The sequence below is a fragment of the Leptotrichia shahii genome (assembly GCF_008327825.1).
Classification (GTDB): domain Bacteria; phylum Fusobacteriota; class Fusobacteriia; order Fusobacteriales; family Leptotrichiaceae; genus Leptotrichia; species Leptotrichia shahii.
In genome coordinates this window covers 1,186,706-1,202,105 of record NZ_AP019827.1, presented here as the reverse complement: position 1 = coordinate 1,202,105, position 15,400 = coordinate 1,186,706, and the positions used below count along the sequence as shown (strand labels likewise).

General features: G+C 26.5%; 14 protein-coding genes and 1 CRISPR repeat array. Of the genes, 10 read left to right on the top strand and 4 right to left on the bottom strand.

Going from position 1 to position 15,400, the window contains the following annotated elements; genetic code table 11:
• Positions 1 to 73 precede the first annotated feature (73 nt).
• The 8 genes from cas1b (at position 74) to F1564_RS05595 (ending at position 9,456) form a co-directional block, all read left to right on the top strand.
• Positions 74 to 1,066 (top strand): type I-B CRISPR-associated endonuclease Cas1b, encoded by a 993-nt coding sequence (cas1b, locus tag F1564_RS05625; protein ID WP_018449889.1) that lies wholly within the window; start codon positions 74 to 76, stop codon positions 1,064 to 1,066.
• Between the two features lies 1 nt (position 1,067).
• Positions 1,068 to 1,346 carry a CRISPR-associated endonuclease Cas2 gene (gene cas2 / locus F1564_RS05620; RefSeq protein WP_018449890.1) on the top strand — a complete coding sequence of 93 codons (279 nt, stop codon included), beginning with the start codon at positions 1,068 to 1,070 and terminating at the stop codon, positions 1,344 to 1,346.
• Positions 1,347 to 1,542: 196 nt separating this feature from the next.
• Positions 1,543 to 2,416: a CRISPR direct-repeat array (repeat unit 29 nt; unit sequence ATTTAATAGGAACATTTTGTATTGTAAAT).
• 99 nt (positions 2,417 to 2,515) lie between these two features.
• Positions 2,516 to 2,650: a hypothetical protein gene (locus F1564_RS10490; protein ID WP_018449891.1), complete on the top strand. Its 135-nt coding sequence runs from the start codon at positions 2,516 to 2,518 to the stop codon at positions 2,648 to 2,650.
• Positions 2,651 to 2,683: 33 nt separating this feature from the next.
• Positions 2,684 to 3,466: a CRISPR-associated endoribonuclease Cas6 gene (cas6, locus tag F1564_RS05615; protein ID WP_018449892.1), complete on the top strand. Its 783-nt coding sequence runs from the start codon at positions 2,684 to 2,686 to the stop codon at positions 3,464 to 3,466.
• A 17-nt stretch (positions 3,467 to 3,483) separates the two neighbouring features.
• A complete protein-coding gene (locus F1564_RS05610) occupies positions 3,484 to 5,271 on the top strand; it encodes a Cas8a1 family CRISPR/Cas system-associated protein (protein WP_018449893.1) in 1,788 nt (595 codons plus the stop codon).
• Between the two features lie 3 nt (positions 5,272 to 5,274).
• Positions 5,275 to 6,171 carry a type I-B CRISPR-associated protein Cas7/Cst2/DevR gene (gene cas7i, locus F1564_RS05605; protein WP_018449894.1) on the top strand — a complete coding sequence of 299 codons (897 nt, stop codon included), beginning with the start codon at positions 5,275 to 5,277 and terminating at the stop codon, positions 6,169 to 6,171.
• A gap of 69 nt (positions 6,172 to 6,240) precedes the next feature.
• Entirely contained in the window at positions 6,241 to 6,993 is a 753-nt protein-coding gene (gene cas5b, locus F1564_RS05600) for a type I-B CRISPR-associated protein Cas5b (RefSeq protein WP_018449895.1), read from the top strand.
• Between the two features lie 30 nt (positions 6,994 to 7,023).
• Entirely contained in the window at positions 7,024 to 9,456 is a 2,433-nt protein-coding gene (locus F1564_RS05595; protein WP_018449896.1) for a CRISPR-associated helicase/endonuclease Cas3, read from the top strand.
• A 358-nt stretch (positions 9,457 to 9,814) separates the two neighbouring features.
• Here the strand turns inward: F1564_RS05595 and fucO are convergent, their stop codons facing one another.
• Positions 9,815 to 10,963, bottom strand: coding sequence for a lactaldehyde reductase (fucO, locus tag F1564_RS05590; protein WP_018449897.1), 1,149 nt, complete (start codon positions 10,961 to 10,963; stop codon positions 9,815 to 9,817).
• Between the two features lie 273 nt (positions 10,964 to 11,236).
• On the opposite strand from fucO, the gene F1564_RS05585 reads away from it, so the two are divergent.
• The gene (locus F1564_RS05585; protein ID WP_018449898.1) at positions 11,237 to 12,079 is read left to right on the top strand and encodes an aldo/keto reductase; all 843 of its coding nucleotides are present in this window, start codon (positions 11,237 to 11,239) and stop codon (positions 12,077 to 12,079) included.
• Positions 12,080 to 12,114: 35 nt separating this feature from the next.
• On the opposite strand, the gene F1564_RS05580 is transcribed toward F1564_RS05585, so the two are convergent.
• The 3 genes from F1564_RS05580 to F1564_RS05570 all read right to left on the bottom strand — a co-directional run bounded on the left by F1564_RS05580 (position 12,115) and on the right by F1564_RS05570 (position 13,948).
• Positions 12,115 to 12,966: a LysR family transcriptional regulator gene (locus F1564_RS05580; RefSeq protein ID WP_018449899.1), complete on the bottom strand. Its 852-nt coding sequence runs from the start codon at positions 12,964 to 12,966 to the stop codon at positions 12,115 to 12,117.
• A 157-nt stretch (positions 12,967 to 13,123) separates the two neighbouring features.
• The gene (locus tag F1564_RS05575) at positions 13,124 to 13,438 is read right to left on the bottom strand and encodes a winged helix-turn-helix transcriptional regulator (RefSeq protein WP_026231191.1); all 315 of its coding nucleotides are present in this window, start codon (positions 13,436 to 13,438) and stop codon (positions 13,124 to 13,126) included.
• Between the two features lie 159 nt (positions 13,439 to 13,597).
• Positions 13,598 to 13,948, bottom strand: coding sequence for a cupin domain-containing protein (locus tag F1564_RS05570; protein WP_018449901.1), 351 nt, complete (start codon positions 13,946 to 13,948; stop codon positions 13,598 to 13,600).
• Between the two features lie 340 nt (positions 13,949 to 14,288).
• On the opposite strand from F1564_RS05570, the gene F1564_RS05565 reads away from it, so the two are divergent.
• Positions 14,289 to 15,203 carry an ATP-binding protein gene (locus F1564_RS05565; RefSeq protein ID WP_018449902.1) on the top strand — a complete coding sequence of 305 codons (915 nt, stop codon included), beginning with the start codon at positions 14,289 to 14,291 and terminating at the stop codon, positions 15,201 to 15,203.
• Positions 15,204 to 15,400: the final 197 nt, after the last annotated feature.

Here is a 15,400-nt window from a genome sequence, read left to right as displayed (position 1 = left end):
GTTATATATTAGAATTTTAAAAAAATTACCAAAAAAATTAAATTATAAAAACTACTGGAAAGAAGGATTCATAATGTCAGAAAGTTATTTTATTTTTTCAAATGGAGAATTAAAACGAAAAGATAATGTTATTAGAATTACTGCAGCGGATGGAAGATTTAAGGATATAAAAATTGAAGTTACTCGTGATATTTATCTATTTGGAGAAATTTCATTGAATACAAAAGCTCTAAATTATTTGGCACAAAATAAGATTCCAGTTCATATTTTTAATTATTATGGATTTTATACAGGAACATTTTATCCAAAAGAATCAAATGTTTCCGGGAAACTTTTTGTTAAACAAGTTGAAAATTATACAGATAATAAAAAAAGAATTGAATTGGCACAATTAATAATTGATGCAGCAAGTACAAACATTTTGCGAAATTTGAGATATTATCAAGAGCGGGGAAAGGAATTGGAGTCGGAAATAACAGATATTAAAGCACTTAGAAAAGGAATTTTTCGCACAGAGAATGTTGAAGAATTAATGGGAATAGAAGGAAGTATTCGTCGTATTTATTATACTACATGGAATATTATTGTAAATCAAGAAATAAATTTTGAAAAAAGAGTAAAAAGACCGCCTGACAACATGATTAATACGATGATTTCTTTTTTGAATACATTAGTTTATACATCTTGTTTATCAGAAATTTATGTGAGTCAACTAAATCCAACAATAAGTTATTTACATAGCGTTGGTGAAAGAAGATTTTCCTTATCGCTTGATATTTCTGAAGTATTTAAGCCACTTCTAGCAGATAGAATTATTTTTTCATTACTGAATAAAAAAATGATAACAGAAAAAGATTTTGTAAAAGACTCAAATTATTTCTACATGAAAGAAAATACTCAAAAATTAATTTTGAAAACTTTTAATGAAAGATTGGAAACAACCATAAAACACAGAGATTTGAATCGAAAAGTTTCTTATCGTCATTTAATGAGGTTAGAAGCATACAAGTTAGTAAAACATTTATTAGAAGATAAAAAATACGAAGGATTCAAAATATGGTGGTAATATGTATATAATTTTAGTTTATGATATTCTTTCTGATGAAAATGGAGCCAGAATTTCCAGAAATATATTTAAAATTTGTAAAAAATATTTAACAAATGTTCAGAAATCAGTATTTGAAGGCGAAATAACACCAGTATTATTAAAAAAATTAAATATAGAACTAGGAAAATTTATTCGCAAAGATAAGGACTCCCTAATAATTTTTAAATCTCGTCAAGAAAAATGGCTAGAAAAAGAATTTTGGGGAATCGAAGATGATAAAACTTCAAACTTCTTTTAAACAAAATCTGTCGACCTGTAATAACACTAAAAAGCCGGGACGTCGACAGATTTTCAGTAATATTGATTTTTATTGAGTTTTTTGACTGTTATATAAAAAAATAAAAAGGAATTTTTGGTAAAAATATATAAAAATATTGGTATCGACAAAAACAGAAAAAAATGGTATACTATTTAGGTAGGTTAGAGATAGTAAGATTTAATAGGAACATTTTGTATTGTAAATATTTTTGATGAAAATATTGGAAGAGCCTTTAATGAGATTTAATAGGAACATTTTGTATTGTAAATTTTTCATTAACTATTATATTATCTTGATTTTTATTAATTTAATAGGAACATTTTGTATTGTAAATAATTGTCGACTGTATATGTCGCAGTCGTATGCAACAATTTAATAGGAACATTTTGTATTGTAAATAATTAACAACACTTCCAGTTCCGTTTGGGTTTTTCAATTTAATAGGAACATTTTGTATTGTAAATGAATAAATCCTATTCCATAATACTCATTATTATCCGATTTAATAGGAACATTTTGTATTGTAAATGTCCTTTTATGCTGAATGAACCTCCAGCATTTTTCAAATTTAATAGGAACATTTTGTATTGTAAATTCAAATCCAAGAATAAAGCGATTGTACATTAATCCAAATTTAATAGGAACATTTTGTATTGTAAATTTCTATATTTTATTTTTATTGTTATTGTTAGATATAATTTAATAGGAACATTTTGTATTGTAAATATCTTCCCCATTGCTCATCATAATTGTGTTTTTTTCAATTTAATAGGAACATTTTGTATTGTAAATTTATTATAAACGTTTTGTACTGTTAAGTTTTTCATTATTTAATAGGAACATTTTGTATTGTAAATTATCTAGCAGTCTATGTAGTTGTTGTTCTGCCTGCTGATTTAATAGGAACATTTTGTATTGTAAATCATCCTTTATTTTTTTATAATTTTATATTTTTATTTAATAGGAACATTTTGTATTGTAAATGTTTTTCATTTATAACAATATATTTTCTTTTTAATAATTTAATAGGAACATTTTGTATTATAAATATCGATATCATATCACTTTGTTTAAAAAATGAAAAACTGGTATTGACAAATTTAAAGTGTGGGTTATACTAATATTAATACAAGAAAGGAATTCTAAAAATGAGATTTGGAAATACAAAAATAAATTTTAAGTTTAGAATTGGTTGGAAAGAAGCAACTAGAAAAGAAAAGTTTTATGGGATTTTAACTTGGATTGTAATTTTAATTGTAGTGATATATTTTTTTAATAGATAGTTGTAAATTAATAAAAAAAAGGGTGAATAAAATATGAGATTTAGAATTAATATTGAATTAATTGAAGGAAACACATTTCCAGTTAATTTTAGGGTTAAAATTTTGCATATGTTGAAAGTTGGGTTGAAAGAATATGATAGGGAGATTTTTGAAGAACTTTTTGATTCAGCAAAGCAAAAAAATTATACTTGGGCTGTTTATTTTCATGCGATTAAGTTTGAGAAAGAACGAATTTTATTTTTAAATGAGAATGATAAAAGATTTATAATTAATTTTTCTATTTTTGATAATGTAGATAGTTTAAATATTTATAATGCTTTTTCTAGTATTAGATTTAAAGAATTTAAAATATCAGATGAAACTAAAGTTAGAATTACTAATATTTCAGTTGTTCAAAGAAAATTTGTAAAAAATAATGTATTGAATGTGAAAACGTTGTCGCCAGTGGTTTGTAGGGATCATGATAGAGAAACTGAGAAAGATAAGTATTATGTAGGAACTGATGAGGAATTTCCTGTGATTATAAAAAGAAATCTTTATTTGAGATTGAAAGAAATAATGGGGGAATATGTAGAAAAAGATATTGAAAATTTAGTGATAGATGCGAGTAAAACGAAGAAAGTAGTCGTTAAGCATTATGACAAAAGAAGTGCTGCTCAGAAGGAAAGTTCAGAAAAAGAATTTAAGGGAATACTTATTGACGCTTCAGTAGGAACAATAAAATTTGAAGGAAAAAGTTATCTTTTAGATTATATTTATAGTGCAGGACTTGGAAGTGTGACTGGAAGTGGATTTGGGATGCTTGAAATAATTTAGTGTGAGAAGGAAGAGAAATGAGCGACGGGAAAATGAAATTAAAATTAAAAGATTGGTTATTTAATGCAGGGTTATTGGGATTTATTAATATACTTGAAACATCGGATGGAGAAGAAAAAGTAAGAAAATTTATTGATGATCAAAATAGATGTTTGAAATTTTCAAAAGAAGAATTGTTAGAACTTTTAGAAGATTTTGAATATAAATATTTTGATTTTTTTATAAAAAGATATGGGAAAACTTTAACTTATGGGAAAATTTTGGAGTTTGAGGAGTATATTGATGATTTTGAAAATGAGAATCGAAAGATTGAAGAAATTGAAGAATTGAAAAGAATAAACGAAAAAATTGGTTTTTTTAAAGAAAAATTAAAATCAAATAGTTATAAAGCGGCGTATGATTTTATAAAAAATGATGGAAAAAACGAGATCGAAAAACTTGAAAAAGCGTTGAAAAAAGTAAAAGAACCGAAGAAAAATGAAGAAATAAGTGATAGTATAAATCAAGATATAAAAAATAATCTTAAAATTATGAAGGAAATTATTAATTTTTTTAAATTAAAGATTTCAAATGAAAGAGGTTATAGCAAAAATTATTTGGCTGCAAAAAATATTGCATATATTTTAATAAATAATGCTTGGAATAGTGTTTCATTTTTAAACAGAGGAAATTCTGCTAAAGATATTTATGAAGAATATAAATCGTATTTTGTTGATACTGCGAAAGAATATATTGAAATGGATAAATCAAAATTTAAATATAAATGTGCAGTTACAAATATGCCAATGAAAGATTTTAAAAATACTCTAGGATTTCTAAATAATACAGGATTTGATGTAAATAGAAAACCTTCGCATGTTTGGAATTTTGTAAATGATATTGCGGTTACTCCGTTGGTTATATTAATTTATTCATGTGTTCCAGCGGGATTTGTGTATGGAGCAAGTAAGGGAATGTTTGTTAATGCTAATCATAGTATAGAACAGTTGGAGAGTATTAATAATGGTATGGCTAGTGAAATTTATAATGAAAATTTTAATGAAAAGAATATTAGTTTGTATAAAAATTTATTGAGAGAAATGCAAAAGAGAACGAATGAGTCTAAATATGAATTATCTGATATACAGGTTGTTAAGTATGAAAACGAAACATATAGATTTACTTTGCTGTCAAAAAATATTTTGCAGTTGTTAAATAAAAATAAATTAAGATTAGATAGATTGCTGGATAAATGGTATATTTTAGATAGAAGATATTTTTATTTATATGATGTTACAATTTCGGAATTATTAAATAATGAAAATTTGTTTTCTTTGATTAATAAATTGTGTCATTACAAAATTTCTAAAGTGAAAGGAAATTATAATTTAAGAAATCTTGAGGATTTGTTGCTGGTAAATCTTGAATATATTAGGAGGTTGAAAGAAATGGAGAAAGCTGAAAAAGAAGTCAAGAATAAAAAAGTTTCGCAAGAATTGGAAGAAAAGGATGTTTATTCTATTAGAAGAGATGGGATAGAATTTAGAAAAGCGTATCTTGGAAAAAGTGGAAATGACAAGAAATTAGGAAGTTTATTATATAGATTGCAAAATTCATTGAGAATAAAAGATGTGAATATGTTTATGGATACTTTGATTTCAGGACATTCTTATGCGGGAAGAAATGTTCATTATTTGTTTGGGAAAATTTTTACTGATGATGAAAATTTCCAAACATTGGGGCATGCTTTCTTGATAGGACTTTTGGGTGAAGATAAATTTGAAAAAACAGGTGAAGAAAAAAATACGACAAAGGGAGATGAATAAATCATGGATAAAAAAGGATTGACATTTACAGCGATTTTTTTAGCAGAAAGTGCGAATTATGGTGAAGGAATTGGAAATGTTGCTACATTGAAGAAAATATCGAGAAATAGAGGAGAACAGTATACATATATTTCAAGACAGGCTATTAGATATAACATTGTTGAACAATTGGATGAGAATAAAGCGAATGTGAAAGCAGAAGGTAGTGGAGATAAAAAAGTTGTTCAGTTTTCTGCAGAAACTACGATAAAAGATTATCCAGAATTGGATTTTTTTGGGTATATGAAAACAGTTAAAGGTGATAATTCTAAAAATAGATCAGCAATAGTTAGACTTTCTAATGCAGTTTCATTGGAAACATTTAAGGGAGATTTGGAATTTTTGACTAATAAAGGATTAGTGGATAGAATTGATAGAAATGAAAAGGTTTTTCCGAATATTGCACAGGCGGAAATTCATAAGTCTTATTATAAATATACTGTTACGATTGATTTGGATAAAATAGGTATTGATGAATTGGATGAAATTGAAATAGAAAATGAAGAAAAAGCTAGAAGAGTAAATAAATTATTGGATACAATTTCATTACTTTATAGAGATATTCGTGGAAGAAGAGAAGACCTAAAGCCATTATTTATAATTGGTGGAGTTTATGATATAAAAAATCCATTTTTTGAAAATGTGGTTGATGTGAGAAATAATAAAATTTTGGTTGAAAAATTGACAAGTGGAATTTATGATTTTATTGAAAATGATACGGTTGTTGGAATTGTGAAAGAACAATTTGAAAATGATACAGAAATTAAAACAGAATTAGCTAAAAGAAATATTAAAGTTTTAAATGTTCCAGAATTTTTTAAACAGTTGAAAAATAAAATTGACGAATATTATAAAAAATAGGAAAAAAGGGAGGGAAAGTGTATGAAATTTTAAAAAATAAATTAAAATTGTCATGCACTAAAAATCTTTATGAAAGCAATAAAATTAAGACTATATCAAAATATGGCAAATTACAAAGTTGCAACTAGTTTTCAGCTAAAAGAAACTTATCCTCTTCCTCCTTATTCGACAGTTATTGGTATGGTTCACTCGCTTTGTGATTTTAAGGAATATCATCCAATGAAAATAAGTATTAGTGGAAATTATTTTTCAAAAGTGAATGATTTATATACAAGATATGAGTTTAAAAATGGTAATTCTTTTGAAAAAGGAAGACATCAGATTGATGTGAATGGATTGGGTGTGAATAGAGGAGTTGCAACAGCGGAATTATTAGTGGATGTAAATTTAATAATTCATATTATTCCAGAAAATCAATCTGAAGAATTTTTAAATTTAATTTTTGAGGCTTTTAAATATCCGAGAGAATATCCGAGTTTGGGGAGAAGAGAGGATATTGTTGTAATTGATGAAGTTAAAATTGTAGAAATTAAAAAAAAGGAATTGGAAGAGGATATTGAGCTTAAAAAGGATACTTTTGCATATATTCCAGTAAATTTTATTTCTGATTCTTCAGTAGAAGTGGGAAATTCAAGAATTTTCGGGACAAGATATGAATTAACTAAGAATTATGTTTCTGAAAATATTGGAAATAAGAAATCATCTAAAATGGTAAGAATTTGGAATAAGGAAGAAGTAATTTATTCTTCAAATATTACAGCTTTAGAAGGAGAAATAGTTCCTATTGATGAAGAAAATGATGTTGTATTTTGTGAAATGTGATTTAAATGTCAGAAGAGAGGGAATTTTTAGATGGGAAATGTTTTTTTAGCTAAATCTAATGGAGAAATAGTAGTTGAGCATACAAAAAAATTAATACAGAATTTTGAAAAATTAATAGAGCTGTATCCGAATATAGAAGTTGATAAAAGATTATTACTTTTAGCTTGTATTTATCACGATTTAGGGAAAATCAATGCAAAATTTCAATATAAAGTTTCAAATGAAAAACGAAAGAGTCTTTTAAAAGAAAAATATGAAATTGATTTAAAAAAGAATGAAATTCCACATGGTATCTTGAGTACAGCATTTATTAATAGTAATGAATTATTAAAAGAAAATTTTGATAAAGAGGATATAAAGATTTTAGCACATTCTGTTGCATTGCATCATGAAAGAGATATTTCTGAAATAGAAGATGAAGATTTTAAGGAAGAAATAAAGAAAATGGAATTTGAACTTAATGATTTTGAAACAGAATTGACTAGTTTGGAAAATATTTATTTTGAGATTATTAAAGAAATTTATGGAGAAATAAAAAAATATTCGATTTTTAAAAGAGAAGATGATAATTTTAAAATAAAAAAATTGAGTAAGAAATATTATAAATTAAATGACAGAATTTATTCAGAAAAAATGTATACGAAAAAAGAAGAAGCTCTTGAAATTTTTAAGAAATACGTTATGTTAAAAGGATTGTTAAATAAAATAGATTATGCAGCAAGTTCGTATACGACTATTGAAGAAAAAAATGATTTTTTAGAAATTAAGATGGAAAAATTTTTGGAAGATGTGTTGAGAAAGGACAATCCTAAAAATGACTGGAATGCTTTGCAGAAATTTATGAAACAGCATAAAGATGAGAATATGGTAGTTGTGGCACAGACAGGATATGGGAAAACAGAGGCTGGGTTACTTTGGATAGGAAATAATAAGGGATTTTTTACATTGCCTTTGAGAGTGGCAATTAATGCGATTTATGATAGGATTGTGAAAAATATTGTGAGAGAAAATGTAGAAAAAAGAATTGGTTTGCTTCATTCTGATTTTAGAGAATATTATACAGAAAAAAATTCTAAAGAAAATAAATTACTAAAAAATGAAGAATTATCGGAATATATAAATAGAACAAAGCAATTTTCACTTCCGCTTACAATTTGTACAATAGATCAATTATTTGATTTTGTGTTTAGAGCTCCAGGATTTGAGTTGAAGGTAGCGACGTTGTCTTATTCTAAAGTAGTTATTGATGAAATTCAAATGTATTCAGCAGATTTGTTGGCTTATTTGATTTATGGATTGAAGTATATTACTGATTTTGGAGGGAAATTTGCGATAATGACTGCGACTCTTCCTGGGATTGTTACTTATTTGCTTGAAAAAGAAGGTGTAAAATTTGTTACGACAGAACCGTTTACGAATGATAAGAAAAGACATAGTTTAAAAGTGATGGAAGAAAATATAAATGCAGAATTTATAAAAGAAAAATATAGAAATAATAAAATTTTGGTTGTTTGTAATACAGTTAAAAAAGCAAAAGAGATTTATGAAAATTTGGATATTCCGAAAGAGGAATTGAATTTGATACATAGTAGATTTATAAAAAGAGATCGGACAAATAAAGAAAAGGAAATCACTGAGTTTGCGAATCCAAAGAGATTTAGAGAAGATATTAAAAATAGAAGAGAAAAAGAAGGATATCAAGAAAATGGGGTTTGGATTGGAACTCAAGTTTTAGAAGCTTCTCTTGATTTGGATTTTGATATTTTGATTACAGAATTGTCGGATTTGAATGGGCTTTTTCAGAGAATGGGGAGATGTTTTCGTAATAGGGAAAAAGTTGATGAAGAATATAATTGTTTTGTTTTTACAAAAGAATGTTCTGGAATTAAAGGAGCGAAGGCTATTATAGATAAAGAAATTCATGAAAAATCTGAAAGTGTACTATTAAAAGTTGATGGAATTATTTCTGAAGCTCAGAAATTAGATTTGATTAATAGTGTTTATTCTTATGAAAGTTTAAAGGATACAAAATATTTTAATAAAGTGACGGATAATATAAAATATTTAAAAAAATATATTGTTGAATATGAAAAAACGAAATCTGAAGTTCAAAAAATATTTAGAAATATTGCTTCATATGATGTGATTCCAAAAATAATTTACGAAGAGAATTTTGAAGAAATAAATAGAAATGTTGAGATTTTAAAAGAAAAAATGAAAGGCTTATTAGAAAACGACAAGAGGAAATTGCGAATAAGAAAAATAGAAGCTAGGGGAGAACTGAATAAATTTAAAGTGACGATTCCTGATTTTGAATATAGAAAACTGGAAAAAAGTAAAAAGAATGAGATTGAAAAGGTTAAAATAAATGACTATGAGGAATTGGTAGTTGTGAATTGTGGATATTCTTATGAAAAGGGATTTGAAGTTGTTCAGGGTGAAGAAGAAGATAATTTTTTTTAAGAGAGTGTCCGTGATTTTGTATAAATTCAAAATACAATATATGATGTAGGCATCTTATTTACACATTTTATCATATCTAAATTTTCATAAAAAGATGTATTTAGTTAATTCTTCTGAAGATATGGTTAAATTGTTTGTCTAATACTATTCTTCGTTTAAAAAGCGAATATTTATTTAATTATTTGAAAGTAAATATTAGGTTTAATCTACTAAAAAGATTTATAATGTATTCGTTATTCAAATAGGGTTTAGTATAATTAGTAAATAGACTTGAATTTTGAGAAAATTAAATATTTAAATTCGGAATTAATATGAATAGAAAACTCCACTCTAAAACGAATGGAGTTTTTTTTGTAAATTACAATAATTTTTTATAAAGTTCTTTTATTTCTTCCAAGTTTGTATCACGTGGATTTCCACCAGTACAAACATCATTCAAAGCTGATTCGGCAATAAAATCCAAATCTTTTATGTCCATTATTCCCTTTAAATTTTCAGGAATATTTACATCGTGTGCCAATTGTCTTACAGCATCTACTGCTGCTTTTCTATATTCTTCGGGAGCCATTCTTTTAGTATGTTTTATTCCAAAAGCCTTTGCTATTTCTCTAAATTTTTCCCCTGTATATTCAGCATTGTATTCCATTACAGTTGGTAAAATTATTGCGTTTGCAACACCGTGTGGAGTTCCGTAGAATGCTCCTAGAGGATGAGCCATTGAGTGTACGATTCCAAGTCCTACATTTGAGAATCCCATTCCTGCTAAATATGAGGCAAGAGCCATTTTTTCTTTAGCTTCTTCGTCATTTTCCACAGCTTTTCTCAAATATTTTGCTATTAATTCAATTGCTTTTAAATGGAACATGTCTGTCATTTCCCAAGCAGCTTTTGTTGTAAATCCTTCGATTGCATGAGTTAATGCATCAAGTCCAGTTGCAGCTGTCAATTCTTTTGGCATTGTCATCATCATTCCTGGATCAACTATTGCAACTATTGGCATATCGTGTGGGTCAACACAGACAAATTTTCTATTTTTTTCAACATCTGTTATAACATAATTTATTGTAACTTCGGCAGCTGTTCCAGCTGTAGTTGCAACTGCGATTATTGGAACGCATTTATTCTTTGTATCTGCAACTCCTTCGAGACTTCGTACATCAGAAAATTCAGGATTATTTATAATAATTGCCACAGCTTTGGCACAATCCATAGCAGAACCTCCACCAATTGCAATAATATAGTCTGCACCACTTTCTTTAAATTTTTCAACCCCAGCTTTTACATTTTCAATCGTAGGATTTTGTTGAACATCAGAAAATATTAAATATTCCAAATTAGCTTTATCAAGCACATCAGTAATTTTTTTAGCAGCTCCAGCCTTAATTAATCCAGGATCTGTACAAATAAAAGCCTTTTTGAATTTATTTTTTTCCACTTCACTTGGAATAGATTCAATTGCTCCAAATCCATGATAAGATACTTCATTTAAAACGATACGGTTTGCCATAACAAGTCACTTCCTTTTATTATAAAAAAATTTTTAATTCTTTATTTTTCTCTAATATAATTGTAGCTCAAAAATTTTTGTTGTCAAGGTTAAAAGAATGTTGTATTTAATATTGTAATTTATGATGGATAATTTTATAGTATGTGTTTTAGTTATAGTGAATTTGCAAAATTGATATTAGACTTCAAGAGAAAAAATTGATAAAATAAGTTCAAGAAAATTAAAAGTACAACTGTAATTAAAAAATTATATATAAAATTAGGAGGAAATATTATGAAATACGTAACTTTAAACAATGGAGTAAAAATGCCAATATTAGGATTCGGAGTATTTCAAATTGATGATATGAAAGAATGTGAGGAAGCGGTTTACAATGCGTTAAAAGCAGGATATAGATTAATTGATACAGCTGCGTCCTACAGAAACGAAGAAGCTGTGGGAAGAGCTATAAAAAGAAGCGGTATACCTAGAGAAGAAATTTTTGTTACAACAAAATTATGGGTAAGTGATGCAAATTATGAAAAGGCAAAATTGGCATTTGAAACTTCTTTAAAAAAATTGGATTTGGAATATATTGATTTATATCTGATACATCAGCCATTTAATGATGTATATGGAGCTTGGAGAGCGATGACAGAGCTGTATAAGGAAGGGAAAATAAAAGCAATTGGTGTAAGTAACTTCTATCCTGACAGACTGGTTGATTTTATTATGAATAATGAAGTAGTGCCAGCTGTAAATCAGGTAGAAACACATCCTTTCAATCAGCAGGTCAAAGCAAATGAAATAATGAAGGAATATGGGGTTCAAATAGAATCATGGGGACCTTTTGCAGAAGGAAAAAATGGAATATTTGCAAATGAAATTTTGTCTAAAATTGGCAAGAAATACAATAAATCTGTAGCTCAGGTAGTTTTAAGATGGCTAATTCAAAGAAATGTAGTTGCAATACCTAAATCAACAAGAAAAGACAGAATTGAAGAAAATTTTAATGTATTTGACTTTGAATTGAGTGTAGAAGATATGAATAAAATAGCTGAACTTGATAAAAAAGAAAGTCTATTTTTAAATCATGATGATGTCGAAATAGTAAAATGGCTTAATGGAAGAAAATAATAAAAATACGAGGGAGATTTCTTCCCTCTTATTTTTTAAGAATCTTTACTAAAACTATCAAAAAGTTTCTCAATTTCATTTTTTATATTTTTCTTACAGACACAGTAGAAAGTCATTTTTGCTTCCTTGTCAGCAATTGGAATTGAAATATTATTTTTGAAATTGTCTTCACGTTCAAGTGTAAAATTTGAACGGAAATGAAGTAAATTTTGCATTTCAGCTAATTCCTGATAAATAATCCTGTCGTTTTGGATAAGAAAGTTCATATTAGGCATTTTTTCTAAAACTACATCCTTCCATATTCCGATTGGATTGAATAAGAGCATTCTGTCATCTGTAATATCTGAAAAATGTATTTCCTTCTTTTTAGCCAGTGGATGACTTAGAGGAACTGATAAAAATAATTGTTCAGTTTTATATTTTATGCAGAAAAATTCAGAATTATCAATAGGCTCAGAAAGAATAATCATCTGATAACTGTCATTTTTAAGTTTTTCAAATAGCTGAAGATTATTTTCTATTTTATGAAGAATGTATTTTTCAGGATAAAATCTTCCAAATAATGAAATCATATCCCACAATGGAGCGGGAGCACATGAACCAATTGAAAAATTATTTTGAATCTGATTATTTTTATTAACTTTTTCTTCCATTTCATCTACAAGATTGAATATTTTTTCTGCGTACTGGATAACAGTTTTTCCATTTGGATTTAATTCCATCTTATTTTTTTTCCTGTCAAACAGTTCAACCCCTAAAGTTTTTTCTAGCTTTTGTATCGAACGGGAAAGTGCAGGCTGTGAAATATACAACTTTTCAGCAGCTTTTGATAATGTTCCATATGTTGCAAACGCAATAAGCTGTTTAAGTTGTTCCAATTCTATCATATTAATCACCTCATATAATTTTTATTTCTAGTATGCATTTTAATTATAGCACATTTTATAAACGGTATTGTACTTTTTTTAAAAAATGTAATAACTTCAAGTATAAACTTATAAAAATTATCTAAATTACTTACTCTTTTTTGAATATCTATAAATCTTATTTTTTCTTATATTTATTTCCATATTCGTTCATTAAATCAAAAATAGGTTTTAGTTCACTACCTTTCTTTGTAAGAGAATATTCTACTTTTGGTGGAACAACTGGATATACTTTTCTTACAACTATTCCATCACTTTCAAGTTGTCTTAAATTTTCAGTTAAAACTTTTGCACTGATTCCGACTATAGATTTTGTTAATTCATTATATCTTTTTATACCAGTTAATAAATCCCTCAATATTAGTATTTTCCATTTATTAGCTATCATTGAAGCAGTATATTCAACTGGACATTCTGTATATATTTTTCTCATAAAATCACCTCTTGCATTCATTATACCATCATATGATACTTTAAGTAAGTACAAAAAAAGAGCTGTCTCAAAATAGTAAAATTTTAAATAATTCAAAAATACAGTTTCCACATTATTTTTTAAATTTTTTTTTGAGACAAACCCTATTAATATATAATATTAATATATAATGGCATCATTTTCAGTATATGAAGTTAATGAATTTTCTTTTACTTGAACACATACATAGCTGATACCTTCATCATCTGCAGCTGCAAATTGTCTTTTACCATTAGGGGATATTTTAATTACATTTCCTTTTTTTATTTTAACAACTTCACCATCAATTGTCAGAGTACCTTTACCCTCTGTAATTATATATATTTCCTCATTTTCTTTATGTGAATGAACAAATGGTACGCTTACACCTGCAGGTAAACTGTTAAAACTTACTTCCGCTCCTGTTAATCCTAATGTTTGATGGAATTCTGTTCTTGCTCCATCCGCAATTCCTATTGAATAATTTTTCATATATGATTCCTCCTTTTCTTTTATGTGTTTATTTTATAACATAATGAAACAAATAGCAAGAATGCACTTTTTTGTTATATAGTTACCTTTTGGTATAAATTGTGGAAATATAAAGAAAATGATTGAATAAATTTTAAAAATATCTCTATATTTTTAATTGAATCACAGATTGTATAAGATATTATGACAAATAAAAAATGAAACGAAAAGCTTTTCGTTGCAAAAAAAGTAGAAATAAAGTATAATTAATTTATAAAATATTATTTTAAATTAAATATATGGATTGTAGTTATTTTTATGAATTTAAATAAAGTTATAATTAGAAGAATGGATGGTTTAAATGAGAAAAGATTATGAGGCAATTGAAATAGAAAATGAGAAATTAGAGTTTAAATTTTTAGAACAGAAAATGAAAGAAATAGTAGGAATAGAAGAACTAAATTTAGATATATTAAAAACATTGAATTTATATGAAAATAAGAAATTTACTATAGCTGCTGAACTTTTCGCAGACAATAATAATAGAAAATTTTCTGGAATCGATATAGTAGTTTTAGGTGAGAATATAGCAGGGAAAAATAGAAATAGGATATTGTTTAGGAAAAATATTGAAAAAAAATCAATACTTGAACAATATTTTGAAGTTATCAGTATATTTGAAAGAGGTTATGAATATGAAGAGATAGAAGGTGCTGAGTGTATAAAAAAAGAAAAAATTTCAAAAGAGGCTTTCAAGGAATCTGTTGCAAGTGCGATAGTTCATAGATTGTGGGATATAAATGCAAATATAAAAATAATAATGTCAAATGATAAAATAGAGATTATATTACCAGGAAATTTATCATCAGGAATGTCTGAAGATGAATATATGAGAGGATATGCCTCAACTTTGACAAATCCCATAATAGCAAATATTTTTTATCGGCTAGGAATAATTGAAAAATTTGGAATAGGAATAAAAAAAATAAAATATGAATATCGGGAAAATATTGTAAAGCCATCTTTTGAGACACATAAAAATAGCATAAGGATAACTTTGCCAATGATTAAAACAGTTCTAAGTAATTTAGTTAATAGGGAAGTAAAAGTTTTTGAAATTCTTAAAAAATATGAAAAATTAAGTAGGAAAGAAATCGAATATTTAAGTGGATATAGCAAATCAAAAGTCATAAGATCAGTAAATGGCTTAATTGAAAAAAGTATTGTTGAACAAGTGGGAAAAGGACGTTCAGTGAAATATAAGTTGAAAAAATGATATGAAAATTATTTTTTTAAAGTATATAAAGGCTATTTGTCAAGTGTGTGGGAGAAATATACTTCCAATCAAGTATTTATTTTGAAGGAAGAATTTAAAAACAGGATGATGAAAATTACCATCCTGTATCTATTGTATTTTAAGTTTACACAAAATTATGGACATTCTCTATTTTAAGTTTATACGAAATTTTGAAC

What these genes read in the sequence shown, in the direction of transcription:
- cas7i (WP_018449894.1), top strand. Translation starts at nt 5,275, where the DNA reads ATGGATAAAAAAGGATTGACATTTACAGCGATTTTTTTAGCAGAAAGT.
- cas5b (WP_018449895.1), top strand. Translation starts at nt 6,241, where the DNA reads ATGAAAGCAATAAAATTAAGACTATATCAAAATATGGCAAATTACAAA.
- cas6 (WP_018449892.1), top strand. Translation starts at nt 2,684, where the DNA reads ATGAGATTTAGAATTAATATTGAATTAATTGAAGGAAACACATTTCCA.
- fucO (WP_018449897.1), bottom strand. Translation starts at nt 10,963, where the DNA reads ATGGCAAACCGTATCGTTTTAAATGAAGTATCTTATCATGGATTTGGA.
- F1564_RS05585 (WP_018449898.1), top strand. Translation starts at nt 11,237, where the DNA reads ATGAAATACGTAACTTTAAACAATGGAGTAAAAATGCCAATATTAGGA.
- F1564_RS05580 (WP_018449899.1), bottom strand. Translation starts at nt 12,966, where the DNA reads ATGATAGAATTGGAACAACTTAAACAGCTTATTGCGTTTGCAACATAT.
- F1564_RS05595 (WP_018449896.1), top strand. Translation starts at nt 7,024, where the DNA reads ATGGGAAATGTTTTTTTAGCTAAATCTAATGGAGAAATAGTAGTTGAG.
- F1564_RS05565 (WP_018449902.1), top strand. Translation starts at nt 14,289, where the DNA reads ATGAGAAAAGATTATGAGGCAATTGAAATAGAAAATGAGAAATTAGAG.
- F1564_RS05575 (WP_026231191.1), bottom strand. Translation starts at nt 13,438, where the DNA reads ATGAGAAAAATATATACAGAATGTCCAGTTGAATATACTGCTTCAATG.
- F1564_RS05570 (WP_018449901.1), bottom strand. Translation starts at nt 13,948, where the DNA reads ATGAAAAATTATTCAATAGGAATTGCGGATGGAGCAAGAACAGAATTC.
- cas1b (WP_018449889.1), top strand. Translation starts at nt 74, where the DNA reads ATGTCAGAAAGTTATTTTATTTTTTCAAATGGAGAATTAAAACGAAAA.
- cas2 (WP_018449890.1), top strand. Translation starts at nt 1,068, where the DNA reads ATGTATATAATTTTAGTTTATGATATTCTTTCTGATGAAAATGGAGCC.
- F1564_RS10490 (WP_018449891.1), top strand. Translation starts at nt 2,516, where the DNA reads ATGAGATTTGGAAATACAAAAATAAATTTTAAGTTTAGAATTGGTTGG.
- F1564_RS05610 (WP_018449893.1), top strand. Translation starts at nt 3,484, where the DNA reads ATGAGCGACGGGAAAATGAAATTAAAATTAAAAGATTGGTTATTTAAT.